The organism is Agrobacterium sp. RAC06 (assembly GCF_001713475.1).
Taxonomy (GTDB): domain Bacteria; phylum Pseudomonadota; class Alphaproteobacteria; order Rhizobiales; family Rhizobiaceae; genus Allorhizobium.
This window is the reverse complement of record NZ_CP016499.1, coordinates 4,453,288-4,479,400: the sequence shown is the minus strand read 5'-3', so window position 1 is coordinate 4,479,400 and position 26,113 is coordinate 4,453,288. Positions and strand designations below refer to the sequence as shown.

Here is a 26,113-nt window from a genome sequence, read left to right as displayed (position 1 = left end):
ATCTGCCATTGCTTGTCGCGATACAACAGCAAAGGACAGCACATGCGTATTTTCGTCACCGGCGCGACAGGCTTCATCGGCTCGGCCGTCATACCGGAACTCAAGGCCGCCGGCCATCAGATCCTCGGCCTCACCCGATCTGCAGAGGGTGCTGGCAAACTGAGAGCCCAAGGGGTTGAGGTGCATCAGGGCATGCTTGAGGAACCCCAAACCCTGACGCGGGGCGCGGAAAAGGCCGATGCGGTTATCCATCTCGCCTTCGACCACGATTTCTCCGATTACGCGGCGAATTGCCGGAAGGACGCGGCAGCGATCGCGGCGCTCGGGGCATCACTGGCCGGATCGGACCGTCCCCTGCTGATCACCTCGGCGGTGGGTATCGGCACCCCTGCCCCCGGCGAGATGGCCCGTGAAGATGTGCTGAACCTCGATCAGCGGAATCCGCGTACCGCATCCGAACGCGCCGGACAGGATCTGCTCGAGCAAGGCGTCAATGTGTCGGCGATCCGCCTGTCACAGATCCACGACACGCGGCGCCAAGGCCTTGTGAGCTATCTCATAGACATCGCCCGCGCCAAGGGAGAGGCCGTCTATGTCGCCGACGGAGAGGCCCGCTGGTCGGCCTGCCATATTGGCGATGCCGCCCGCCTCTATCGCCTGGCGACGGAGAAGGCGACGCCCGGCGCGCGCTACAATGCGGTGGATGAAGAAGGCATCCGCATTCGGTACATCACCGAAACGATCGGTGAGAGCCTCAACCTGCCGGTGAGATCCATCGCGCCAGGGGAGGCCGGCGAAGAGCTCGGCGCAATGGCGCATTTCGCGGTTTTGGACATGGCGGCATCGTCGGCATCGACGCGGGTTGAGCTGGGCTGGGCCCCATCGGGTCCCTCGCTGCTAGCTGACCTCGCGGCCATGCATCAAAACTGACATCGCTGCGGCGCTTACGTGCCGCAGAAGGTTCGCGTCACCCGCTCCTCTGGCGTCGGGGGCACACGCAGGTCCGCGGTGTCGGGATCCTCCGCGTAAGGATTGGCAAGCGCCTCGACCAGCCGGTGGAAGAAGGAGAAGTCGCCGTAGACGGCAGCGGCGATGGCCTCTTCGATCCGGTGGTTGCGGGCGATCAGCGCCGGATTGACCGCTTCCATCGCAGCCTGCCGCTCGGCGGCTGTGCGGTCATCAACGATGCGGGCCCGCCAGCGGGTGAGCCAGTCGGACAGGCCCGACTGTGGCACGATGAAGAGATCGGTGAACGTCTCGACGGCTGCCCCGCCAGCGACCTTCGAAAGGGTGCGGAAGGTCAGCGTGAAATCGGCCTCGCCCTGATGCATCAGTTCGAGGAAGTCGGTGATCAGCAGCCGATCGTCAGGCCCCTCGCCCGCCAGACCGAGCTTGGACTTGAAGAACTCAAGCCACGCATCCTGAAAGACGTCGCCGAAGGCCTTGAGAACACCGTTCGCCGCCTCGATCGCCTTCTCCTCATCCGCATCGAGGAGCGGCAACAGGCATTCGGCAAGCCGGGCTATGTTCCACTGACCGATCCCGGGCTGGTTGGCATAGGCATAGCGGCCGCGCTGGTCGATCGAGGAGAACACCTTGCGCGGATCGTATTCATCGAGGAAGGCGCAAGGGCCGAAATCGATGGTCTCGCCCGAGATCGCCATGTTGTCGGTGTTCATCACCCCATGGATGAAGCCGATCGAGAGCCAGCGGGCGATCAGTCGCGCCTGCCGTTCGGCGACCAGTGTCAGCATGGCGAGGTAAGGATTGTCCGTATCGCGCGCCTCGGGATAGTGGCGATCGATCACGTGGTCTGCGAGCGTCTGGACCGCCGCCTCGTCGCCTTGCGCTGCAAAAAACTGGAAGGTTCCGACGCGGACATGGCTTGCCGCGACGCGGGTGAAAACCGCACCGGGCATCATGGTCTCGCGGACGACCTGTTCACCCGTCGAAACCGCGGCGAGTGCCCGGGTGGCCGGCACGCCGAGCGCGGCGAAAGCTTCCGAGACGATGTATTCGCGTAAGACCGGGCCAAGAGCCGCCATGCCATCGCCATTGCGCGAGAAGGCGGTCGGCCCCGAACCCTTGAGCTGGATGTCCCGCCGCCTGCCCGCACGGTCGATCACTTCGCCGAGCAGCAGGGCACGGCCATCACCGAGCTGTGGATTGAAATGGCCGAACTGGTGACCGGCATAGGCCTGGGCGAGCGGCTCGGCGCCAACCGGAATGATCTGCCCGCCAAAGACCTGCGCAAGCCGCCCCTCGTCGGCGTCAGCGACATCGAGGCCGAGTTCATCGGCCAAGTCCTTGTTGAAGCGGATCAGCTTCGGAGCGGACGCGGCAGCGGGTCTGGCCGGCCGGTGGAAGGTCTGCGGCAGGCGGGCATAACTGTTGTCGAAGGAAAACAAGATGGCACTCCTTGTCCGCGAAGGAGCGGACATGTGTTTGGCTTTCCTCTGATATGGGACTACCCTGTCACGAGACAAGCCGAACCGCGGCTCAGCCCGCGGGTTCTGACCGGGGCGCTGCCGGTCTTTCCGCGGAGAGCGGTGCCGGTGGGAAGGAGCGGCGCGTTCAGGCCGAGAAAGGGCTCGGCCCAGGCCGGCAAGCCGCCAACCGCCGGGACCAAGCGAAAACGGCCGGATAGTCGATGGACTGCAGCCCCGCAACGTCCCCGCGACGTGATTGAAGGGCAGAACACTCGCCATGCGAAAATCGGCATAGAAGAGGCAGCTGTCGGGGAAAACGCAGGCGGTCCAGCCCCATCAGTCGACACGACCAGGATTGGACCAGAGCTTCTGCCCGACAGGGCACCACACCATCTTGCGGGCCATGCCCCCGACGCAGTACGACTGAAGACCTCACCACGCACCCGTCTTGCGAGAACCAAATGCGCCCCGCCCGAAACCTGATCGCCGCTTTTCTTCTGCCGCTTACGCTGCTTGCCGGCTGCACGACGACGGAGGATGCCAATCGCGCCCTGCAGTCGCGCTGGATCGGCCAGCCTGTCGAGCGCTTCTTCGCAGCCTATGGTCCGCCGGAGAGCGAATATCCGCTGTCATCCGGCAAGATCTATACTTGGCGCGGCGGCGACAAGACACGCTACATCCCGCCGACTTATTCAAGCCCGGAACCGGACCGCACCATCGTGCGTACGGAAACCCGCACCGACGGATCCGGCCAGACGGTCGTGACCCAGACACGCGTCATGACCCGTGATCCCTTCTGGGAACCCGAGATGATCACGCCGCCGCAGTATCAGCGGCTCTTCTGTGAGTTGCAGATCAACAGTGACGCCTCGGGCGCAATCACCAGCATCCGTGCAAGCAACGACACCGATGGCGACGGCTTCAGCCTGTCGCGTTGCGCGGAAGTGCTGGGCGTGGAGAAGTGAAGACGGGCGTGCGTCTTCAACGGATCGAGTGGAATTATTGAACACAAACAACTGAAAGGCCTGACTGTCGGGTCATGGCGAACGGCGCCGCAGCGGCGCCACTCCTGATGCAGTCGGAAAGGGCTCAATTGGCCGAGGCGACCACTGTCGTCTCGGCCCGATCGTCCTGGGACGCCTTGGGCAGATAGACGTCGCAGGCGCCCTTGTGGCCGGTCAACTCCTTGACCAGATCATAGGTTGCATCGGCGAGTGTCCAGCGAACCGCGGCCTGCAGGCCTTCCTGTGACTTCGTGCCGATCTTGATGTCGAACAATTCGTCGGAGAAGAAGCGGAAGACGGAGGCGAAGACTTCGCGCCCGACGGCCTGCTTCGAATAGGACTTGGCCCTGACGATGCGCGTCGACTTGGTGTCGGTGACCCGGATGTCGACGGCCGCCGTCACGGCAAACCGGCGGGCGCCACCGCCGCCGCCACCCACGGTTGCCTCGATGCCATCGGAATAGGTGTTGAAGTCGAGCTGCGTGATCACACCATCGATGACATAATCGGAGCCGCGCAGCGCACCCTTGACGAGCGGGCGGAACGGCAGGCTCTCATCGCCGACGACGACATTGCCGCCGTCGCCCAGGATCTGCTCTCGGGCTCGGGCAATTTCCCATTCGGAAACGGCCGTGTTCGATCGGTTGACCTGCTTTACGCCAGCCTTCTGCAGCAGCGAGACCATCATGCCGGCGCTGTCGCGCGGCAGGTAGTTACCGGCTTCTTCGGAGGAATAGCGACCAGTCTGGTCGGTGATGACGTGCACGGCAAACATGCGCGGATAGCGCTGCACCTCGGGCGTCTTACTCAGGCATTCAAGCGCTGCGTCGACCGGCGTGCGCGTCGCAATCGGAACAGGCCCGAGGAAAGGTTCCTTCGGGGCCTTCTCGGCCGTCTGCGACTGGCATGCGGCGAGCAACAGGACGGGAGCAAGCAAGAGGCTGCGGAATTTACCAAAAGTCATGCCCCAAGCCTCAATTGTTCAGGATGGAATTGTTGCTGTCGGTCTGGGTGATCGTCTGATCACCGGAATTGTCCTGATCGACAGTAATCGTATTTCCAGAGCCATTGATCGTGATGGTCGTGGCATTGCCGGTCTGCTGCGTGCCGAGACCGGCAGCCGATCCAACGCCGGTCGCCGGGAACTCGCCCTGCAGTTCGAGGCGGGTGCGCTCAAGATTGAGAAGCACCTGGCGCTCGTTGGGCGTTCGAAACTGGTAGGGGCGATCCTCACCGAGGCCGTTCGCGACGGCAGCAGCAGGGCTTATGAGACCCAGCGCAAGAAGCCAGGCGACATGCCGAGAATTGATCATAAAACCCCCATAAATTTATAGGTTACCCATCTCATTCCACCCAATAACCAAGGGTTTGGATAGCACTAAAGCCAGCGAGAGACAGCGGAAATCTACATAAAAAACAACAGAGCAGTTAAGTGACCGCAAGTTCGTTGCTTAAAGACAACACCGCCGCACAACAACGGACACGCGAATCACAACGCTGGACAATAGAAGATGGATGAAGCAAGAATCTTTAAACGACAAGCGATTGTATAGGCGATTCCAATGCGTAAATTTGCATATCTGACACTTGCAGTGGTCCTTGGGGCCTCACCGGCAGCGTCCGAGACGAACGCAGTGGAGAACATGGTGCGTGCCATGGTGGAGCTGAAGCGAACCGGCGCGACCTGCGAAACCTACGTCCGCGGCTCGCCGCAGAGCGTCATGACCGGGATAGACGCCTACTTTACCGCCCTTAACCAGCCCGTGCCGAATACCGTGGATCAGGGCGCGAAGGACAGTATAGGCAAGCTGATCAAGCAACATGCCGCCTATATCTGCTCGACAAAACTGGTGAAGGCGCAGAATAACTACCTCCGTGCGGCCGCGTCCTACATGGAGACGAAGCCGACACAATGGCCCGACGCACCATGGATCGAGTTCCCGCAATGGTGCCAGGACCCGGCCTGCGCGGATTATTGATCTCACTGAAATGGTAGATCACCGCCTGGACGACGCGCGATTGCTGAGCGATTAGCGCTCGATCACGACCGCATTGCCGGTCTGAGACACGGCGCCGGCATTTGCCCCCTGGACGGTCTGGCCATACTCGGCGGACTGCAGCACATCGACCACCTGCGACGTGCCGTCCGGCAAAGCTTTCTTCAAGACGATCACGTTGACATAGTTGTTCGAATTCTGGGTGATGTTCGGCGAAGTGATCGTCTGCGTCAGACCATCGAGCGTGACCTGCTCGACCCGGTTGTTGACGATCTGCCGTCCATTGCTGGATGTCTGGCGGAGATAACCGATGCTCTCGGCCTCGATATAGTTGGCAATATTGATGCCGTTCTGGCTGATCGAACCCCAGCGCGCGCCATTTTGGAGCGTCACGACATTGTTGATGACCTGATCGCCGGAGAAATCGCGCACCACCTCATCGACATTGCGCGCGATAATGATGTTGCCAAGATTGGTGCCCTCCTGGACAATCGCTCCGCCGCCACCGGCCCCGGTGATGTTCAGTCTGTTGTCGACGACCTGCTCGGCCTGCTTGGTGAAATTCTGCGAACTCAGCGCCACCGACTGCTCGGAATAGACGAGGTTCATTGTGTTGAGGCCAGACTGCCGCACCGTGTTCGGCAATTCAGGCAGGATCAGATGGTTCATCGCGTGCTGCACGGAACCGTCAGCGAAGTATTGCTCGACATTGCCGATATCGCCGCCAATCACGGCATTGCCAATATTGGAGGCATCCTGCTCGATCGACTCCAGGGCAGCAACGGTGTTCAGCACGATTTCATTCAGCGAAAGCTGCTTTCCGTCAAAATCCTGACGCACACTCTCAAGCGCCTTGTCATCGATGTCGACAACATTGCCCGCATTGCTGGCTGTCTGCCGAACCCCAACCGCTAATGACGGCGCCGTCCAGTTCAGCACCTGCGTCGCATCCTGCTGACCCGCGAAACGCTGAATGATCTGGGTCGAGCGCGCAGCCTCGTCAGACGCGAGCAGTTCGAGAGGTTCCGCGGCCGGAAAGCCGGGCACCACCATGGCGACCCCACAGGCAACTGCGAGGGAAACTCGCAAACTCCGGAACATGAAAACACGCATCCCGGCTCATCATGAACCGGACCCCCTCAGACAACTGTTGGAAAGAAACGGGGGCGAGTTGACACTCGCCCCCATCCAAACAAGTCACTCACCCGCGGCGATTGCACCGATCGAGTTGGCGACGTTCGTCGCGCTCTGAGTGATCTTCGATACGTTGTCGAGCGCACCGACATAGTTCGCAGCGAGCTGGCCGGTGGTGAAGGTCTGAACGATGTTCAGATCGTCACTGACGCTGCCGAGCGAAACCAGGTTTGCGGCATTCAGGGCCGTCTGCGTGACATCATAGATGTCATCGCTGCCGTAACCGCCCTTCCCATGCTTCCAGCCATAGGAACCGACACCCTCAACCGCATTCAACGCGGCCTGGCCGGCGGTCGTCGTCTGTGTGATCGAGCCCGTCACGGAATCGACGGTCAGCGAGTTCAGGACGTTCGTCGCCGACTGCGTGACATCCGACAGGTCTTCGGAGAAGTTCACATAGTTGGCCGCCAGCTGTGCGCCAGCTGCTGTCTGCGTGACAACATCGAGCTCTTCATCAGGAAGGTTGATCAGGTTGGCAGCATTCAGAGCCGTCTGAGTGACGTCGCTGACGTCTTCGCCACCTTCGATCTTGTTCAGCGCGGCCTGGATACCCTGGAACACCTGATTCATGTTGATCTCAGGCGCCGGCGGCGGCGGCGGCGGAGTGTAGCCACCGCCGCCACGCGCCATTGCGGAAGTGGCCATCAATGCAATGACCGAAGCTGCGAGAATAGTTTTCATAGTCTCTCTCCTCTGTTTTAATCTATCGCCCCGATTTCAATCCGTACTCAACCACCTCAGACAGAGATTAGGCCGTACAAGACAACAGAGCTTACCACCCTCCAGACTATTCTGGAGAATCACGATGTATATTTTGATTCACACAAAGTCGCCGTTTATCAACGGAAACAATTAAACGACATATCTCTCGATATAGAAGCAGCGCCGAGTGCCCCCAAAGCCGTTACAAACGCCACGATAGATATCGAATTATATTTATATATGTAGCGCAATACTAAAGCCTAGGAGACAACCAACCCAACGAGATAGAACCACACCCTCGTTGCTTCGATCAATACTTTATTAACACAAAATTAGTGATGATTAATGACACTGGCGGACGGTCAAAAACGGTTTTCGAATCAGATGCTTGAATACCAATGGTTGCAAGAGCCACCATTCCTTCGGCAAACATCCCCAAATTTGGCGTGGCACAGGTCCGGCATTTCGGCACCCAGAGCCCCCAGCCGCGACCGTAGACGATCGGTTTCAAGTATTTGTGACATTTTACTTCAGGCCGGAGGGGGCTCTGACAGGGCGGTGGCGCCCAGTCTCAGTGACAACGAGAAGTGGGTTGCGATCATTGAGATTTGGGATGTGACCTCCGCTATCCGACGTAGATTTGCGCTGTGTTTCCCTTGGACAGCGGCAAACCACTTGCGCGAACGTCGTCCATCATCGCCAACTGCCGATCGGCGGGACCGAATATCCGGACGCTCTGGCTCAACCGAGCAAGAGGGACACAGCAGGCTTGGTCTGGTGACGGTCGCCAGCGACGCTCTGATCGTCTTCGGCTGATCCCGACCCATTCCAAGAGGCGCAGATGCGAACGGCGGCACCTTGGCCGCCGTGTTTAGGTATGTGTGCTGACAGGACTACCGCAGAGGCTGGCCTCATTCCGGCGGATCGGTGACGAAGGGCATGATATCAACGCCATCACCGGGAAAGACGGTGAGATGCGGATGGTCTTCGAAAAGCCGGGCTGCCGCCTCTGCCGTTTCCGCTTCGACAATCAGATAGCCGCAGATCCCATTTGTCGCCGGGGCAATGCCATCCTTGGTGACGCGCGTGGTCTTGCCAACCATGCCGCCTCGATTGACGATGGCGGCAGCGTTGCGTTCCTCCCAGGCCATCCACTTCGGAATCCCCTCGGCATCGATCGCATCCTGCTCGGCCTTGGGCAGGTTGCGAAAACGCGCGAAGTCCTCGTGCTTCATCGTATAGACGGCAAGAAACTTTGGCATGTAGGGCCTCCGATCCGGATGCAACGGGCCGGAGGCTAGCGCTTCGGGCGCGGGAAGTCATCCGAAGCGTTTGAGATCAACCGCGTCCGCGATAGGTGGCGACGCCCTGTTCGGGGAGCCAGACGCCTTTTGGCGGCTCGCCGGTCTGCCAGAAGACATCGATCGGGATGCCGCCGCGCGGATACCAGTAGGCACCGATGCGGAGCCACTTGGGATCCAGAAGTTCGACGATGCGCTTGGCGATATAAACCGAGCAATCCTCGTGGAAGGCACCGTGATTGCGGAAGGCGAAGAGGAAGAGCTTCAGCGACTTCGATTCCACCAGCCAGTCGCCGGGAATGTAGTCGATGACGATATGGGCGAAATCCGGCTGGCCGGTCATCGGGCAGAGCGAGGTGAATTCGGGTGCTGTGAAGCGCACGACATAGTCAGTGCCGGCATTGCCGTTCGGCACGCGCTCGAGAACGGCAGTCTCGGGGCTGGTCGGCGCATCGACGCTCTGGCCGAGCTGGGTCAGCCCTGAAGTATCGGTCTTGCTCATGATAGGATCCTTTGAATTTTAGCGCCCGAGTTCGATGCCGGCGCCATGCGCCATCTCGTTTTCGGGTTCAACGTGAATGGTAACGCGCGTGCCGGGCACAGCCTTGTGCACGGCCATTTCCAGCCGGTCACAGATCACATGGGCATCGCGCACGCTCATCTTCGAGGGCACGACCAGATCGAAGGCGACGAAGGTTGCAGCCCCTGCCCGGCGCGAGCGCAGGTAATGGACGCCCAGCGACCCTTCCGAATTCTCCTTGATCGCCTGCCGGATCGCCTCGGCTTCCTCCGTAGAGACGGCGACATCCATCAGCCCGGCGACGGACTGTGCGATCACCTTCCAGCCCTGCCAGATGATGTTGAGCGCAACAAGGATCGCGAGCACCGGATCAAGGATCGCATAGCCGGTCGCCAGCACCAGCAGGAGACCGATGATGACCCCGACGGAGGTGACAACGTCCGACATGATGTGCTGACCATCGGCCGAAAGCGCTGGCGAACGGTGGCTTCTGCCAACGCGGATCAGAAGCGTTGCCCAGGCCGCGTTGATGACGGCGGCAAGGCCGTTGATCGCGAGCCCGAGGAAGGGTGCGTCGGGCAAGGTCGGGTTCTGAAGGGCCGGGATCGCCTCGCGGATGATGAGCAGTGCCGCCACCACGATCAGCACGCCCTCGAGAACGGCCGAAAGATATTCCGCCTTGTGATGGCCATAGGGATGATCGTCATCCGCTGGCTTCTGCGCATAGCGGATGACGAAATAGGCAAGGAAGGCGGCAATCACGTTGACGGTCGATTCCAGCGCATCGGACAGCAGCGCGACCGAACCCGTCACCCACCAGGCGCAAAGCTTCAGCCCCATGACCCCGAAGGCGAGCGGAATGCCAAAGAGGGCGAGCCGCCGAACGAACGTGTTGTTGTCAGCCACCATGGCCTTTTCCCTGCAGATGCGAGTGAATTGCAGACGCAATTCCAGAAACGACAAAACCGCCCGGCAAAGCGGGCGGTTCGTTGAAGTGTGAGCGTAATGCCGAAGGGTTGAGGAAAGGTCAAGGCAGGAGATGCTCTCTGCACACAACCGGAAGGCCGCACCGTGAACGGCGCGGCCAATTCCTTCGTCAGGATGTTATCAACGCCTAGAAATCAAAGGAGGCGGAGAGCATGAATGTCCGGGGTGCGCCGGCCGCGAGGAAACCACGCGCGGACGATGCCCAGTAGTTCTCGTTGAAGACGTTCTCGACATTCGCCCGGATTTCGATCGGCTTGCCGTTCTCGCGTTCGAACTTGTAGCGCGCACCGAGATCGACGCGGGTCCAGCCATCGACCTTCTGCGTGTTGGCCTGGTCGTAGAAGGTACTGCCACTGTAGACGAGCCGACCGGTGAGCGTCAGGTTCTCGATCGATGGCAGGTCATACTCGCCGTAAAGGCTGACCATCGTCTTCGGTACCCCCGGCGCGTCCTTGCCGTCGAAGGCGCCATTCCGGGTTCTTGCCAACTCAGCATCGAGGAAGGTGACACCGCCCAGGAGCCGCAAGCCGTCGATCGGCTCACCGAAGGCTGACAGTTCGACACCACGGTTTACCTGCAGCCCGTCAACCGAATAGATGTTCGTGGCTGCCGTGGTATAGCCGCTGGCCTGACGGATCTCAAACAGGGCGGCGGTAAACGCAACACTGCCGAGATCGTATTTGAAGCCGATTTCCTTCTGCTCGTTGACGAAGGGCTGGAACACCTCGTTGGCATTGGCAGCGGCGGCCGGGGCAATCGCCCCTTCCGTCAGCGCCTCGACATAGTTGGCATAGAGCGAGAGGCCGTCCATCAGGCGCAGATTGGCGGCGACGGCCGGGCTGAACCGCGCTTCGTCATAGTAGTAGTTCTGCACGCCAACCGTCCCGCGATCGGGCCGGGTGTTGAAGCCCCTCTGGCGCATTTCCTGGTAGCGGCCACCGAGCGTGACCTCGAGACGTTCGTCGAAGAAACCCAGCGTGTCCGAAAACGCGACGCTGGTGGACAAGAGGTCGGCAAACAGCGGCAGGTTGTCCGATGTCGGCAGATTGAGATTGCTCACGGCGCTAGCGGGCAGATAGCTCGGATTGTAGATGTTCATCGAATAGGACCCGGGCAGCCCGAGTGCACCGGGTGCAAAGCCGCCACGGTAGTTCTCGTTGAGGCTCGTCTGCACCGAGAGATTGACCTTGTGGTTGACCGGGCCTGTCTCGAACTCTGAACGGATGCCGATTTCCCCGGAATAGCCGTCGATCTGCTGCGGCTGGATCGCAAGCTCAGAGGTCGCATTGCCGTTCGCATTGTTGATCGTATAGGACGAGGTCAGGAAGTCCTCGCGATAGCGGCTGGCGCCCACGGCAGCATAAAGCGTCGTATTGTCCAGCAAATCATATTCGACACGGGCAGCCGCCATGCTGTGGGTGCTGTCGTGATACTCAAACGGGCTTGCCGTGTTGATGCGGCCATCGGGAGCATCCGGGATCGCAATGCCGGAGGCTGCCGCATTGAAAAGCGATGTCGGTGCATCGATCTGCTGGTCAGAATGACTGAGATCGAGCGAGGCGCGCACGTCTTCACCCTCGTAGTCGAGACCGAGCGAGGCAACGCCGACCTTGATCTCGTTGCTGTCCATGGCGGTATCGCCGAAGCGGTAGGAGCCATTGGCGCGAATGCCCCATTCGCCGGCCGTGCCGTAGCGGCGACCGACGTCGAGATGGTTCCAGAACTGGCCGTCGCTGATATAGGTGGTTGTCAGGCGGGTCAGCGGCTCGTCGCCGGCGCGCTTGGGGATGAGATTGACGGTACCGCCGACACGGCCGATACCGCCATTGACGAAGGCGGTCGGTCCCTTGAGAACCTCGACCCGCTCGATGCCTTCAAGGTAGCTTCGACGCGGATTGGCGATATAGGGCAGCCCGTCATAGAGCACGTCCAGATTGACCACCGAGAAGCCACGGATGAAGAAGGAATCGCGTTCGCTGAACGCAGGCGCATCCGAGCGCACGGAGGGGTCGTTGAGCGTGATGTCGGCGACCGTGCGCGCCTGCTGGTCGCGGATCAGCTTTGCCGTATAGGCCGTGATGCTGAACGGCGTTTCCATGATTGAACGATTGCCGAGCGAACCGAGGCGCGCACCCTTGGCCACCTGGTTGCCGGCATAGGCTTCCGGCGGCTGACCGACCGTTCCCGAGGCCGGCGGCTGGCCTTCGGCCGTCGTCGTCACCACGATCGGCGCAAGCCTCGTATCACCGTTCTCGTTAGCGCCGTCTTCGCTGGTCGCATCCTGGCCATGCGCCGAAACGACCGAGATCGCCAGAAGCGAAACGCCTGCAACAATGCTCCGCCTGCTCGCCTTCAGGCTTCGCGTGTGAGTTCCCCTCGACATGTGCATAAAAAGTCCCCTGTTACCAATACACGATCAGCAGCGTCTAAGCCTTGCCGCAAAGCGCAGTCCCTCGAACCGAGGCTGCGCGCGCATGCGGCCGCTTCACCGGGTTCAACGCTCACCGAAGCCGTCAAACGACGGGACCATGAGCGTTGAGACCACCGGCTCAGACGCAGGCTGCCAACGGAAAAACGATCGGGTCAGCAGGATTTTTCAGGGGGAGGAAAAAATCTTGAGAGTTTTTATCATTATTCGAGAAGGACGGGTGAAGACGCCGGTACTCAGGTTGCCCGCGCGTTCGCGAAGATAACGAAAACCAGACAGTCACTTCTCGGAAAACAGCGTGGCTTGATCAGCAAGGAACTTGCGAAGCCTATCCACGCTTCTCTGTCCACGGTGTCGCGAACATAGATGATCAATATCTGGCCAGCAGTCACCACATACAGCAATGCAAAGTGCGTCCCGCGGATGTGGTATTCTCGAACACGCTCGAAATCCTCGAAGCGTGGAGCGCTCTCGGGATGATTGACGATCGTCCGCTCCGCTGTGGCCAAGGCTGCCGACGCCGCCACGATGTCCAGTTGCGGATGACGCTTGTAGTAGTCGCGCATCCATCGAAGGCCAGGCTCGGCAGTCGGAAGGTAGCGGAGATGCATGGACTTCAGCGCGCCGCCGGAAAATCGTCCTCGTCAGACATCAGCCAGCGGTGCACCTCTGCACTGTCCACGGCCTTGACGTCACCTGCGTCAACGAGACGAAGTCCATGACGTACCAGTTCACGCGTCGCGACGCGCTCCTCCACAAGATTTCGGATAGCCTGATCTGCTAGGTCGGAAGCCGAGCGTTTGTCGAAACGCGCGATCTCTTGAAGCGCCTGATTGAGACCGGCGTCGATTTCAGTGGTCAAAACGACCTTGGTCATCAGATCACTGCTCCTTGCGGCTTGGCTTCAAGGAATAGTGTTACGGAGTGTACATGCTGTCAAACAGCAACCTAACGGCAGCTCCGTCGGAAGAGCCGTTAGCCCCCCGGACACGGATCTGCGTCTATCGCCGAAACAATTCGGGGCGCCGAAGCGCCCCGCTTATTCCCTCAAGCCGCTTGCACCTTCGCCCGTTTCGCCAGATGCGCCACCACATTCTCGATCATTCGCATGCCGGCATCGCCGCCGAGCGTCATGATCGATTCCGGGTGGAACTGGACGGCGGCGACCGGTTCCTTGGTGTGCTCTATACCCATGATCGTGCCGTCTTCGCTTTCTGCCGTGATCATGAAATCGCGCGGCAGCGTTGCCGGATCGGCGAAGATCGAGTGGTAGCGACCGACGGTCACTTCCTTGCCCAGGCCTGAGAAGACGAGGCCGGGTTCGAGCACGCGGATGCGCGACGGCTTGCCATGCATGGGAACCGCGAGCTGGCGGAGTTCGCCACCATAGGCTTCCGCCAGCGCCTGCAGACCGAGGCAGACGCCGAAGATCGGTAATTGCCGAGCGCGCGCCTTCTTGATTGTCGCCTTGCAATCGAAATCGGCAGGCGAGCCGGGACCGGGCGACAGCACAACGAGATCGGGCTTCAGGCTGTCGAAGATCTCCTCCGGCACCGGCGTGCGCACGGTGTTCACGGTGGCACCCGTCTGGCGGAAGTAGTTGGCCAGCGTATGGACGAACGAATCCTCATGGTCGACGAGCAGGATGTTGACGCCCTCGCCCACCCGCGCCACGCCACGCTTGGAGGAGGCATCATTGCCGCTCTTGGCGTCACGGATCGCTGCAATCATGGCGGAGGCCTTCAGTTCGGTTTCGGCTTCTTCTTCCTGCGGGTCGCTGTCGTTCAACAGCGTCGCACCGGCACGCACTTCAGCAATGCCGTCCTTGATGCGCACGGTGCGCAGCGTAAGCCCCGTGTTCATATCGCCATTGAAGCCGACCATACCGATCGCACCACCATACCAGGCGCGCGGGCTCTTCTCGTGCTTTTCGATGAAACGCATGGCCCACAGTTTCGGTGCACCGGTCACGGTGACAGCCCAGGCATGCGACAGGAAGCCGTCAAAGGCGTCCATGCCGTCGCGAAGGCGACCCTCGATGTGGTCTACTGTGTGGATGAGGCGCGAATACATCTCGATCTGGCGGCGACCGATGACCTTGACCGAGCCCGGCTCGCAGACGCGGGACTTGTCGTTGCGGTCGACGTCCGAGCACATGGTGAGCTCGCTCTCGTCCTTCTTGGAGTTGAGCAGCTTCAGGATCTGGGCGGAATCCTCGATCGGGTCCGCGCCGCGCTTGATCGTGCCCGAGATCGGGCAGGTTTCGATGCGCCGACCATTGACACGCACGAACATCTCCGGCGATGCGCCGACGAGATATTCCTGATGGCCGAGATTGATGAAGAAGGAATAGGGCGAGGGATTGATTTCCTTCAGCCGCTTGGAGATCTGCGACGGCTTTGAATCGCAGCGTTCCATGAACTTCTGACCCGGCACGACCTCGAACAGGTCGCCCTTACGGAAGCTTTCCTTGGCCTTGGTAACCAGCTCGGCATATTCGCCGGGACGATGATCGCCGCGCGGCGGGATCGTGTCGGTGTGCACAAAGGGCTCCGGCGCGATATCCTCCGACTGGCCTGTGGTGGTGACGTCACCCTTGGTGAAGTCGTAGCGGTCGATCCAGGCCTTGGCGGAATAATGGTCGACGACGAGGATCTCGTCCGGCAGGAAGAGCACCATGTCGCGCTGGTCATCGGGACGGGTGAGTTTCAGGTCGATGGCGTCGAACTGGAAGGCGAGATCATAGCCGAAGGCGCCGAACAGGCCGATGGCCGCGTCTTCTTCCGAATAAAACAGCGCCGTGATGGCGCGCAGAACCGTGAAGACCGTCGGCATCTTCGAGCGCTCTTCCTCGGTGAAGACGCGTGACGGCAGCTTGACGTCGAGATCAAGGCGGGTCGCGGTGCGGGCACCCAGCGCCAGATCGTCAACGGAGGCCAGAGCGTCGGCGATCATCGACAGCAACGCTTCGCCGCGACCGTTGTAGGCCTCGATCCACACCTTGCGGCCGAAGGAGGAAATGCCGAGCGGCGGATCGACGATGGCCGTATCCCAGCGCGTATAACGACCCGGATATTCGTAGTTGGACGAGAAGACAGCGCCGCGCCGCTCGTCGAGCTTGTCGACATAGGTGGAGATGGCATCGCCATAGGGCGTCGGCCGGCGCCTGCGCGTGACGGTCACGCCGCCGCGCGTCTGATAGGCTTCCGAGCCGTCTTCCTGCAAAATCGTCGACATATCCGTCCTTCTCCACTCTTCGAGGCCCGTCTCCTGAGGCCTTGAACACGAAAAAGCCGCCTCAGGAAAGTTTCCGGGCGGCTTTGGGGTCAATCGTCTGAAGACATGACTGGTCAAGGCCGCGTTAGCGTGCCCACCACCAAGCAAAGGTCTTCGATACGATCTTCATGGGCCAACGAATACCGTGGAGCCGCTGCCTTAGCAAGGGCGTTTTGCTGGGCTCTGTTGATGAACTTTTTGACGGCTCGCGCCTTTTGACCCCGGGACTGGGGAACAGGGAGACGAGATGAAGAAGACGAGAACGCCGGCACTGGTCGGTCTCCTGCTGGCCTGGTCGATCGTGACCGGCCTTACCCTTCCCTCGCGCGGCCCCCTGCCGCAAATGAGACCACAGGTGGCAACGCCGGCACCGGACGCAGAGGCGAGAGCGAACGACGGCGCCCAAGCATCCGCTCCCCTCGAGGCTCCCACACCGCAGAGCAAGCCCGAGACGGCGGCCGATGCAGAGGAAGGCACAGAGCCGTCAAGGCCTGCGGAAACGGAGGCAGCAAAGGACAAGGCGAGTGAAGAGACCAAGCCTGATGGGGATGAGCAGAAAGCCGCTCCCCTTGATCCGCCCCCGCCGGTCGAGGACCCAAAGGCTCTTGCCGCATGCCTCGCGGATCTCAAGGCGCTCGGTGCGCGCTTCGAGACGGACAAAGCCATCGATGACGCCGATGGCTGCGGCATCGCGGCCCCGATCACGCTGACAAGGCTCCTCCCGGACGTCGCCTTGGAGCCGGAGGCGACGCTTCGCTGCGAGACGGCATTGCAACTGGCGCGCATGACACGCGACATGCTGAAGCCGGCAGCAGAAGCCGCCTTCCCCGACAAGCCGAAGCTTGCCGCCATCCGCCACGCCTCGGGTTATGTCTGCCGCAACCGAAACAGCGTAGAGACCGGCAAGGTGTCGGAGCACGCCTATGGTAATGCGATCGACATTGCCGGCTTGCGTTTCGGCAACGACGACATGGCGGTGATGATTGCAAGCCAAGATAACGGTACGGCCGAAGCCGCCTTCCAGCGCGCCTTCAATGCCATCGCCTGCCTCTATTTCACCACGGTGCTTTCCCCCGGCAGCGACGCGACACATCAGGATCACATGCATCTGGATGTCATCAAGCGGAAGAGCGGCTACCGCTACTGCCGGTGACGCAAGGCAAAAGGCGGCGCATCGCTGCGCCGCCTTTGTTGTGGATTTAGCTCAGCTCAGAACTTCTGGGTGAGCGAAATTTTGAAGGTACGGCCGGGTTCAGAGTAGAAGTCCCGCGCCTGCGTCGATGAATTTGTACGGACCGATGCGTAATCGAAGTAGGTCTTGTCAAAGACGTTATAAACCCCGGCGGTGATCCGCATGCCATTCAGCTGTTCCGGCTCCCACCATGCATTGAGGTCAACGACACCGTAGCCTGCAGTCCTAAAATAGGAAGTGCCAGCCGTGCCCTTACCGTCGTCGGCTCTCGATTTTTGCGCCGCGACGAAATCGGCACCAACTCCCCAGAATTCAGTGTCGTAGCCAATGCTGGCCACGACTTTAAGCGGCGCAACCGAACGGATAAAGGTGCCACGATCAAGATCATTGCCCTTCACATAGGCAAGGCCGCCCGAAACGCGGAAACCGTTGTCGAACACTTTATGAGCTGAAAGATCTACGCCGAACATCTCAACATCGGAGATATTGGAATAGCGGGTCCTGCCTTGAGGGTAAGTACCGGTGAAACCAAGTGCGGCGGCCTCGGCAGCAGTGATCGAGGTGACGTCAATGAAATTCTTGTATCGATTGTAGAACACTGAGGCACGTGCGCCCATCTCTTCGTCACCGAGATCGACCCCGAACTCGAAGCCATTGCTCGTTTCGGATTGGAGATCGGCATTGCCAACGCGCAGATAAGTGCCGGATCCGCCAAACGCGCTGTAGAGTTCGCTGGCCGTAGGCGCACGAAACGCCATCGCCCACTGACCGTAAAACGTCACGTCAGGCTGCAGGTCATATGCCAGACGCAACTTCGGTGACAATCCCGCATCCTCGAAGCCGTTCGGCAGTGCCGGATTGAGATAGTTGCGGTCATACTCGGGTGTCATTTCCGGAGAATGCTTCACCCAATCAAAACGCAAGCCTGGAGTTACGGTCACACCCGACGAACCGACCTCGATCTCGTCATCAAAATACAGTCCAACCTTGCTGCTGTTGACTTTCGGCGTATCGGCCTGGTTGGTGTGCAAGTTTAGGCACGTTCCGGTTCTAGGCGTTGTGCAGTTATCGTAACCGCTTGAATATTGATCCGAAACACCGAAGGCAATGTCCAGACCATAATTGAAGGTATGGTTCAGCTGACCAGTCGTAAGCTCGGATTGCGCGGCCCCAATAAACCCGATCGTCCGCTCGTTGTTATCGTTTTCGCGCCCAATCGCGCCGATCGGAGTGGTCTGCCGGATGGCATCATAGCCGTCCATGGTCCGCTGATCCATCCAGTACAAGGATGCCCATGCATTGGAAACTATGGCGTCCTGTGACTGGGCTTCATACTGGTAGTCCAACGAGACGCGATCGCGATCGGTGTCTTTTTTGCCAGTATAGTTTCCAGGCCGGAAGGTGGTGGTGTTCTGTAGGCTTCTGGAATCAGTTACACGATCCTTGCGGAAACGCTCCGCCGTTAGACCAAGTGTATGCCCACCCTCCAGCTGCTGTTCCAGACGGAACAGGAGATTGTGCTGGTCGTACTCGGAAGGATCAGCCTTGGTCCGCGTGGTGCCGAAGGTATCAACGGTACCATTGCTTTTGCGCTCATGACCTTTTTTGTAAGATCCCTGGAACATAACCGAGGTATTCTCCACTCGCTTCGCGACGGCGGCGGATCCCTCCCAGCTGTTGTCGGAACTGTCATAGGTCGTTTTGGCAACCCCGCCCCAATCCTTATCATCTGAGATAAGGTCATCAGGCGTAAGCGTCCGGAGGGCTAGAACGCCCCCCAACGCACCCGATCCGGCTCGGCTCGAGTCGGCTCCACGCATGACATCAACTGCCGAAAGTGCCGCGAAGTTGAACGCGTCAACGCCCCCGCTTGCGGCACGCGTCGCGTCGAAGATGTACGGTACAGGAATGCCATCTAAGGTCGTGAGCACGCGCGCGCCCTCGAGACCTCTGATGTTCACGGCTCCGCTGGAGCGGTTAAAGTTGACACCCGGCTCTGCCACGCGACCGAGATCTTCGATGCTCGTGATCTGCTTGGCCTCAATCTCCTCCGCCGTCGTCTCCGTCGCCAGCGGCGTATCCGCAACCGACCCCACCGGCACCCGCTTCCCCTTCACCACGATCGTCTGCAGCTGCGTCTCGCCATTGGCAGTCGTCGTCGTTGCGGCGGTCTGGGCCTTTGCGGGGGCAAGCGAGGAGATGGCTGCGAGGGCCGTGCAGGCCAGCAGGATGGGGCGGAGGGACCGGGAGCGCATGCGTGTCGTCCTTTCAATGGCCGCAGAAAGGGTGTCCCGCTTCCCGGGGGGACGGAAGCAGGTCGGCCTGATGTGATTGCGTCAAAAACGCGGCGGAGAGATTTATTCCGCCGTAATCACGCCGTATAAAACATGATGTTCTGAGTCAACATATAAAACATGATCACTTTCATCATGAATTGTGATCGCCGTCACCGTGGCGAAAATATCACAAATTCCGGGTGCAAATTCGGGCTAGAACAGGCCCTCGATCGCTCCGACGTCATTGAGCCGGATACGTTCCGATGAGGGAACGCGTGGCAGGCCTGGCATGGTCATGATCTCGCCTGTGATCGCAACGATGAAACCGGCGCCGGCCGAGAGCCGCACCTCGCGAACATGCACTTCATGCCCCTCCGGCGCGCCGCGTAGCGTCGGATCGGTCGAGAAGGAATACTGCGTCTTCGCCATGCAGACCGGCAGCTCGCCATAGCCCTGCCGCTCCCAATCGGCCAATTGCTCACGCACAGCCTTGTCGGCGGTCACTTCGCCGGCCCGGTAGATCTCGGCCGCAATGCGCTCGATCTTGGAAAAGAGTGGCATGGCATCGGGATAGAGCGGATGAAAGGCGGACGGTGTCTCGGCAATCCGGACCACCGTTTCGGCAAGCTCGGTGATCCCCGCCGAGCCGTCAGCCCAGTGCCGGCAGAGCACGGCTTCTGCTCCGAGGCCTTCAGCGACCGCCTTGACCGCGGCAATCTCGGCTTCGGTATCACTGGTGAAATGGTTGATCGCCACCACCGCCGGCACGCCGAACTTGGCGAGGTTGTCCAGATGGCGCGCGAGATTGACGGCGCCCCGTTCGACAGCCGCGACATCCTCGCGGCCAAGATCCTCCTTCGCCACGCCGCCATTCATCTTGAGCGCCCGCACGGTCGCGACGAGGACGACGGCCGAGGGCGTGAGCCCCGCCTTGCGGCACTTGATGTCGAAGAATTTCTCTGCGCCGAGATCGGCGCCGAAGCCCGCTTCCGTCACGACATAGTCGCCGAGCTTCAACGCCGTCTTCGTCGCCACCACCGAATTGCAGCCATGGGCGATATTGGCGAAGGGGCCGCCATGCACCAGCGCCGGATTGTTTTCGAGCGTCTGCACGAGGTTCGGCTGCAGGGCCTCCTTGAGCAACACGGCCATGGCGCCGTCGGCCTTCAGATCGCGGGCAAAGACAGGGCTCTTGTCGCGCCGATAACCGATGATGATCGCGCCGAGCCGCCGCTCCAGGTCTTCGAGGTCGGTCGCAAGGCAGAGGATCGCCATGACTTCCGAAGCAACTGTGATGTCGAAGCCAGCCTCGCGGGGAAAACCGTTCGAGGCGCCACCAAGCGACGTCACGATCTGGCGCAGCGCCCGGTCGTTCATATCCATGACCCTGCGCCAGGTGATGCGACGCGTGTCGATGTTGAGCTCGTTGCCCCAGTAGATGTGATTGTCGATCAGCGCCGAGAGCAGATTATGGGCCGAGGTGATCGCGTGGAAATCGCCGGTGAAATGGAGATTGATGTCCTCCATCGGCACGACCTGCGCATAGCCGCCACCGGCGGCCCCACCCTTCACCCCGAAACAGGGACCGAGCGAGGGTTCGCGGATGCAGATCACGGCCTTTTTGCCGATCCGGTTGAGGCCATCACCGAGGCCGACGGTCGTGGTTGTCTTGCCCTCACCTGCCGGTGTCGGGTTGATGGCCGTCACCAGGATCAGCTTGCCGTCCGGCCGATCCGAAAGCCCCTTGATGAAGCTGGCGGAGATCTTTGCCTTGTCGTGGCCGTAAGGGATCAGGTTTTCGGAGGGAATGCCTAGCTTGCAGCCAATCTCCTGGATCGGCTTTTTCTTGGCTGCGCGCGCAATCTCGATGTCGGATGGTACGGTCATGTGTCCCTGCCCCTTATGTGTGCCGAGAAGATCGGACGGCGCAGCCCGGCTGGCAAGCAGGGCAGAGGACTTTTTTCACAGCGAAGAGTATGGGGCTGAATGCGACATGAGACCTCGCGCTCCCGCTTAGCGGCAAGGCCCCTCTGCCCTGCCGGGCATCTCCCATACACGGGGCGATTTCGGAATGCGGCTGACCTCGCAGCTTTCCGAAATCGAGCTGTGACGTTACACCGAGCCGGCGGCGGGCACCCACTCTCCCCCCAGTGTGTGGGAGATGTCACGCAGTGACAGAGCGGGGGGTGCCCTCAGACCGCAGCGATTGCGACAGCCGTCGCAAACCTCACCCCTCGCCAATCGCGATCAGGCTCGCGTTCCCGCCGGCAGCCGCCGTATTCACCGAGATAACCTGCTCGACCGCAAAGCGGCTCAAGTAAGCCGGTCCACCCGCCTTGAAGCCGGTGCCGGACATGCCGGAGCCGCCGAAGGGCTGGGTGCCGACAACAGCGCCGATCATGTTGCGGTTGACATAGATGTTGCCGGTGTCGAGCGCTTCGGTGACCTTGCGGATCGTCGCCTCGATGCGGCTGTGCACACCAAGCGTCAACCCGTAGCCGGTGGCATCGATCGAGGCGATGACCTGGTCGAGGGCCTTGGCCTTCCAGCGCACGACGTGAAGCACGGGGCCGAAGATTTCCCTGGTCAGCGCCTCTGGCCGATCCAGCTCGACAATATGTGGCGCGAAGAAGTTGCCGGTCGCGGGCACCTTCCCAGCGTAACGCACCTTCTGGCTACGCTTCATCTCGGCGATATGGCTCTCCAGCATCGCCTTCTGCTTCTCGTCGATAACAGGGCCGATATCCGTGGTGATCTCCAGCGGATTGCCGAGATTTAGCTCGCGGGCCGCACCTTCGATCATCTCCAGCATGCCGTCTGCGATGTCTTCCTGCAGATAGAGGATGCGCAGCGCCGAGCAGCGCTGGCCGGCCGAGCGGAATGCTGAGAGCACGACGTCGTCGGCCACCTGTTCGGCAAGCGCGGTCGCATCGACGATCATCGCGTTCAGACCACCGGTTTCGGCAATCAGCGGCACGATCGGGCCGTCCTTGGCGGCAAGCGTCCGGTTGATCGCCTGGGCGGTTCCCGTCGAGCCGGTAAAGGCGATGCCGGCGAGCTTTGGATGGGCCACGATCGCGGCACCAACGTCGCCTGCACCGGGCAGCAGCATCAGCACATCTTCAGGCACGCCCGCCTTGTGGAAAAGCTTGACCGCCTCAAAAGCGATCAGCGGCGTCTGCGGCGCGGGCTTGGCGATGACGGCATTGCCGGCGACCAGGGCGGCCGAAACCTGGCCAAGGAAGATGGCCAGCGGGAAGTTCCACGGCGAAATGCAAGCGAAGACGCCGCGGCCGCGCCAGGACAAACGATTGAGCTCGCCGGTCGGGCCCGGCATGACTTCGGCCTCGCCGAACTGCTTGCGGGCTTGGGCTGCATAGTAGCGGCAGAAATCGACCGCCTCGCGGATTTCGGCAACACCATCGTCCAGCGTCTTGCCGGCTTCGAGCGCCAGAAGCGCAAGCAGACGATCACGATCGGCTTCGAGCAGGTCGGCCAACTTGTCCAGCGTTGCCGCGCGCTCTTCGACCGGGGTCCGTGACCACAGGGCAAAGCCCTGGCGTCCGGCAGCGAAGGCCCGATCGACATCGGCCGGCGTCGCATTGCGCACCGTGCCGACCTTGTGAGTGCGATCGGCCGGCGACAGCACAACCTCGTCGCTGGTCGCGCCGTTTGCCCCCGGAACCAGCGGACGGGCCGCGATCTCGGAAAGCGGCTGACCGATGCGGGCCATCAGCCGCTCGAGATTGTCGCGATGGCCGAATTCGAAGCCGGCGCTGTTCTTGCGCTCGCCGTAGAGAGCGAGCGGCATGGGAATCTGGCTGTGGCGGGCGCTCTGACCATTGCCGAGACCCAGCTTTTCCGTGGGCCGCTCCAGAAGTGCCGAAACCGGAATGTTCTTGTCACCAGCAACGGCGACGAAGGACGAATTCGCACCGTTTTCAAGCAGGCGGCGGACGAGATAGGCGAGCAGGTCGCGGTAGCCGCCGACAGGCGCGTAGATGCGGCAGGCAATGCGATCATTGCCCGAGAGCAGCGTGTCGTAGAGTGCCTCGCCCATGCCATGCAGGCGCTGGAATTCGAAGCCGGAGCGATCGGCACCTGCAAGCTCGATGATCGTCGAAACGGTAAGCGCATTATGGGTGGCAAACTGCGGGAAGATGCGGGCGCGCTTTTCCATCAGCTTCGCCGCACAATGCAGATAGGAGAGATCCGTCGCCTGCTTGCGGGTCCAGACAGGGTAGTCGTCGAGGCCGCGCTCCTGAGCGCGCTTCACTTCCGTATCCCAATAGGCGCCCTTGACCAGACGCACCATCATCCGGCGACCATACTGCTGGCAGAGGCCGTCGATGTAATCGATCACCTGCGGCGCGCGCTTCTGATAGGCCTGGATGGCGAGACCGAAACCGTCCCAGCCTGACAGCGACGGATCGGCAAAGACGGCGGCGACCACGTCGAGAGAGAGTTCGAGACGGTCGGCCTCTTCGGCATCGACGGTGAAATTCAGCTGATGGGCTTTCGCCATCTGCGCGAGCTTCAAGAGATCCGGCACCAGTTCACGCATCACCCGGTCGCGATGGGTGGCGAGATAACGCGGATGCAGCGCAGACAGTTTGACCGAAATGCCCATGCGGTTCGGCAGAAGCTGGCTCTTGCCGTGTTTCGCCATATGCGCGCCGATCGCCTCGATCGCCATGGCATAAGACTGGAAGTAGCGCTTGGCGTCTTCAGCCGTCCGCGCGCCTTCGCCCAGCATGTCGAAGGAGTGGCGATAACCGCGCTCCTCGCTCTTGGCCGCACGCGACAGCGCGTCCTTGATCGTTTCGCCGAGCACGAAGTGATGGCCAAGGAAGCGCATGGCCTGCTTGGTGGCCGAGCGTACGGTCGGGAGGCCAAGGCGCTTGACGAGACCGCGCATGACGCCTTCAGGCGTCTCGCCCGGACGGATGACGCGGGCGGAGAGGCCGAGCGCCCAGGCAGAGGCCGAGACGAACCAGCTGTCGCCGTGTGCCTCGTGTTCGCTCCAGCCGCCTTCTTTCAGCTTGTCCTCGATCAGACGGTCCTGGGTGAGCGCGTCGGGCACGCGCAAGAGCGCTTCGGCAAGCACCATGAGCGCCAGACCTTCACGGGTCGACAAACCGTATTCGCGCAAAAAGTCCTCGACGCCGCCGACCGAGCCGGAATTGTTTCTGATGGCATCGATATAGGTCGTGGCGCGCCGGTCGATGGCGCCGTTCTGGCTCTCGGAGAGCGACAGGCGCGAAGCAAAATGGCGGATGAGCTGGTCGTCGTCGCCGGCATAGGGGGCTTCGAAGCGCGGGAAATCGGTCGTGGCTGGCTTGATCATTGTCACCTCCGTGGTATCGGCAACATATCTTCGCATTTGCCGAATTTCCCACTATTCTTTGGTCACTTCTCTGGCATATTCACTAGGAAAATGGAGTTTGGTAGAGAATGAGCAAAGAACTGGATCGCCTCGACCGAAAGATCCTGCGCGCGCTTCAAGCCGAGGGTCGCCTGAGCAATATCGAGCTTGCCGAACGGGTGAATCTGTCGCCCACCGCGACCGCGGAGCGGGTCCGCCGCCTGACCCGGGAAGGCTATATCACCGGTTACATGGCGATGCTCTCACCGCAGAAGCTTGGGCGCAACCTGTTGGTCTTCATCGAGGTGAAGCTCGACCGCACCACCGCCGATGTCTTCGACACCTTCGCGGCGGCCGTGAAGCGATCGGACGACGTGATGGAATGCCATATGGTGGCAGGTGGCTTCGACTATCTTGTCAAGGCACGGGTCGCCGGCATGGAGGCTTACCGGCAATTCCTCTCCGAGGTCATTTTGCCGCTTCCCGGGGTGCGCGAAACCCACACCTATGCAGTGATGGAAGAGGTCAAGGCAGTATCGGCTCTGCCCGTTTAAATATCAGCATAACAGGCAGTTGCCATTTTGATCGGCAGCAGTCAGACATTAGTCATATTAATCGTGACAGACCCCGAAAAACTGCTAGCTTTTCGTTTGGACTGATATATTGGTCTTAAACTTCCGAATTGATGTCAACTTTCGAAATTGATAAAATGTTTCCAGAAAGACAGGCACTCTTGAGCGAGCACATCGGGAGCTGTCAGAGCCGCGCCGAGCTGATGGACAGTTGGTCCCGGGCAGCGCGTGAATACGGCCTCGACTATGTAAGCTTGGCAGCAGCGCCCACGGCTCAGGACAAGCTGTTCGGCCCGCTCGTGCGGGAGACGACGCTTCCCGCCGATTATTGCCGGGAATTCGATCGTCTCGAATTCCTGAAGCATTGCCCGACGGTCACGCATATCAGCCGGTCGATCATGCACAATGACTGGACGATCGGACCGGATGGGAAGGCGGCGACATTTGATTGCCCGCCGGAATTCTCCGCCCTGATGCTGAAATACCGGCTGATCACCGGCATTCTCTTTTCGATGAATTCCGTCGATGGCAGCCGCTTCGTCGTCCGCTATGACGGCGACCGCAGTCCGCTTGCGATGCCCGAAATCAACGAGCTGTCGATGTTGAGCATCCAGGCCTTCGATGTCTTCGACCGTCTGCGCCGCACCACAGGCAATTCGAACGTCTTGTCGGCACGCGAACTCGAGGTCGTTCGCTGGACATCGCAGGGCAAGACCTCGCTCGAAATCGGCCAGATCCTCTCGCTCTCCGACCATACCGTGAACGCCTACATGACCAATGCGATCCGCAAGCTCGATTGCGTCAACCGCACGCAATTGGTCGCCAAGGCGATCCGCATGAAGATCATCAACTGATTGCACCAAGCGACTG

21 protein-coding genes are annotated in these 26,113 nt (G+C 60.7%); 6 read left to right on the top strand and 15 right to left on the bottom strand.

What is annotated here, in order from left to right; all coding sequences use genetic code 11:
* The first annotated feature begins 42 nt into the window (after positions 1–42).
* Entirely contained in the window at positions 43–930 is an 888-nt protein-coding gene (locus BSY240_RS21215) for an SDR family oxidoreductase (protein ID WP_069043644.1), read from the top strand.
* Positions 931–944: 14 nt separating this feature from the next.
* Here the strand turns inward: BSY240_RS21215 and BSY240_RS21210 are convergent, their stop codons facing one another.
* Positions 945–2,441, bottom strand: a complete 1,497-nt coding sequence (locus BSY240_RS21210) for a protein adenylyltransferase SelO (RefSeq protein WP_069043643.1) — start codon at positions 2,439–2,441, stop codon at positions 945–947.
* 449 nt (positions 2,442–2,890) lie between these two features.
* Between BSY240_RS21210 and BSY240_RS21205 the strand changes: the two genes are divergently transcribed.
* On the top strand, positions 2,891–3,394 hold the full coding sequence (locus BSY240_RS21205; protein WP_069043642.1) for a hypothetical protein: 504 nt from the start codon (positions 2,891–2,893) through the stop codon (positions 3,392–3,394).
* A gap of 124 nt (positions 3,395–3,518) precedes the next feature.
* Here BSY240_RS21205 and BSY240_RS21200 read toward each other — a convergent pair whose 3' ends face one another.
* Together BSY240_RS21200 and BSY240_RS21195 are read right to left on the bottom strand one after the other, a co-directional pair.
* A complete protein-coding gene (locus BSY240_RS21200) occupies positions 3,519–4,397 on the bottom strand; it encodes a CsgG/HfaB family protein (RefSeq protein WP_054148495.1) in 879 nt (292 codons plus the stop codon).
* A gap of 10 nt (positions 4,398–4,407) precedes the next feature.
* Complete coding sequence (locus BSY240_RS21195) at positions 4,408–4,746, bottom strand: hypothetical protein (RefSeq protein ID WP_069043641.1); 339 nt, start codon at positions 4,744–4,746, stop codon at positions 4,408–4,410.
* Between the two features lie 249 nt (positions 4,747–4,995).
* Between BSY240_RS21195 and BSY240_RS21190 the strand changes: the two genes are divergently transcribed.
* Positions 4,996–5,412 carry a hypothetical protein gene (locus tag BSY240_RS21190; RefSeq protein ID WP_069043640.1) on the top strand — a complete coding sequence of 139 codons (417 nt, stop codon included), beginning with the start codon at positions 4,996–4,998 and terminating at the stop codon, positions 5,410–5,412.
* A 51-nt stretch (positions 5,413–5,463) separates the two neighbouring features.
* Here the strand turns inward: BSY240_RS21190 and BSY240_RS21185 are convergent, their stop codons facing one another.
* From BSY240_RS21185 to BSY240_RS21145, 9 genes are all read right to left on the bottom strand, one after another.
* Positions 5,464–6,531, bottom strand: coding sequence for a hypothetical protein (locus BSY240_RS21185; protein WP_150127512.1), 1,068 nt, complete (start codon positions 6,529–6,531; stop codon positions 5,464–5,466).
* Between the two features lie 96 nt (positions 6,532–6,627).
* Positions 6,628–7,305 (bottom strand): hypothetical protein, encoded by a 678-nt coding sequence (locus tag BSY240_RS21180; protein ID WP_069043638.1) that lies wholly within the window; start codon positions 7,303–7,305, stop codon positions 6,628–6,630.
* A 932-nt stretch (positions 7,306–8,237) separates the two neighbouring features.
* Positions 8,238–8,588, bottom strand: a complete 351-nt coding sequence (locus BSY240_RS21175) for a hypothetical protein (RefSeq protein WP_069043637.1) — start codon at positions 8,586–8,588, stop codon at positions 8,238–8,240.
* Positions 8,589–8,664: 76 nt separating this feature from the next.
* Positions 8,665–9,129: a preQ(1) synthase gene (gene queF, locus BSY240_RS21170; protein ID WP_069043636.1), complete on the bottom strand. Its 465-nt coding sequence runs from the start codon at positions 9,127–9,129 to the stop codon at positions 8,665–8,667.
* Between the two features lie 18 nt (positions 9,130–9,147).
* Positions 9,148–10,056, bottom strand: coding sequence for a cation diffusion facilitator family transporter (locus BSY240_RS21165; protein ID WP_069043635.1), 909 nt, complete (start codon positions 10,054–10,056; stop codon positions 9,148–9,150).
* 205 nt (positions 10,057–10,261) lie between these two features.
* Positions 10,262–12,523 (bottom strand): TonB-dependent receptor, encoded by a 2,262-nt coding sequence (locus BSY240_RS21160; RefSeq protein ID WP_069043634.1) that lies wholly within the window; start codon positions 12,521–12,523, stop codon positions 10,262–10,264.
* Positions 12,524–12,798: 275 nt separating this feature from the next.
* On the bottom strand, positions 12,799–13,128 hold the full coding sequence (locus BSY240_RS21155; protein ID WP_150127511.1) for a hypothetical protein: 330 nt from the start codon (positions 13,126–13,128) through the stop codon (positions 12,799–12,801).
* 50 nt (positions 13,129–13,178) lie between these two features.
* The gene (locus tag BSY240_RS21150; protein WP_069043632.1) at positions 13,179–13,439 is read right to left on the bottom strand and encodes a CopG family ribbon-helix-helix protein; all 261 of its coding nucleotides are present in this window, start codon (positions 13,437–13,439) and stop codon (positions 13,179–13,181) included.
* A 170-nt stretch (positions 13,440–13,609) separates the two neighbouring features.
* Positions 13,610–15,799 (bottom strand): anthranilate synthase, encoded by a 2,190-nt coding sequence (locus tag BSY240_RS21145; RefSeq protein WP_069043631.1) that lies wholly within the window; start codon positions 15,797–15,799, stop codon positions 13,610–13,612.
* 286 nt (positions 15,800–16,085) lie between these two features.
* Between BSY240_RS21145 and BSY240_RS21140 the strand changes: the two genes are divergently transcribed.
* Positions 16,086–16,991, top strand: a complete 906-nt coding sequence (locus BSY240_RS21140) for an extensin family protein (protein WP_069043630.1) — start codon at positions 16,086–16,088, stop codon at positions 16,989–16,991.
* A 56-nt stretch (positions 16,992–17,047) separates the two neighbouring features.
* On the opposite strand, the gene BSY240_RS21135 is transcribed toward BSY240_RS21140, so the two are convergent.
* The 3 genes from BSY240_RS21135 to putA all read right to left on the bottom strand — a co-directional run bounded on the left by BSY240_RS21135 (position 17,048) and on the right by putA (position 24,653).
* Complete coding sequence (locus BSY240_RS21135) at positions 17,048–19,285, bottom strand: TonB-dependent hemoglobin/transferrin/lactoferrin family receptor (RefSeq protein ID WP_069043629.1); 2,238 nt, start codon at positions 19,283–19,285, stop codon at positions 17,048–17,050.
* A gap of 234 nt (positions 19,286–19,519) precedes the next feature.
* Positions 19,520–21,193, bottom strand: coding sequence for a formate--tetrahydrofolate ligase (locus BSY240_RS21130; protein ID WP_069043628.1), 1,674 nt, complete (start codon positions 21,191–21,193; stop codon positions 19,520–19,522).
* Between the two features lie 340 nt (positions 21,194–21,533).
* Positions 21,534–24,653, bottom strand: a complete 3,120-nt coding sequence (gene putA / locus BSY240_RS21125) for a bifunctional proline dehydrogenase/L-glutamate gamma-semialdehyde dehydrogenase PutA (RefSeq protein ID WP_069043627.1) — start codon at positions 24,651–24,653, stop codon at positions 21,534–21,536.
* Positions 24,654–24,760: 107 nt separating this feature from the next.
* On the opposite strand from putA, the gene BSY240_RS21120 reads away from it, so the two are divergent.
* Both BSY240_RS21120 and BSY240_RS21115 read left to right on the top strand, forming a co-directional pair.
* Positions 24,761–25,225 carry an Lrp/AsnC ligand binding domain-containing protein gene (locus tag BSY240_RS21120; protein ID WP_069043626.1) on the top strand — a complete coding sequence of 155 codons (465 nt, stop codon included), beginning with the start codon at positions 24,761–24,763 and terminating at the stop codon, positions 25,223–25,225.
* A 179-nt stretch (positions 25,226–25,404) separates the two neighbouring features.
* Positions 25,405–26,097 carry a helix-turn-helix transcriptional regulator gene (locus tag BSY240_RS21115; RefSeq protein ID WP_054148539.1) on the top strand — a complete coding sequence of 231 codons (693 nt, stop codon included), beginning with the start codon at positions 25,405–25,407 and terminating at the stop codon, positions 26,095–26,097.
* Positions 26,098–26,113: the final 16 nt, after the last annotated feature.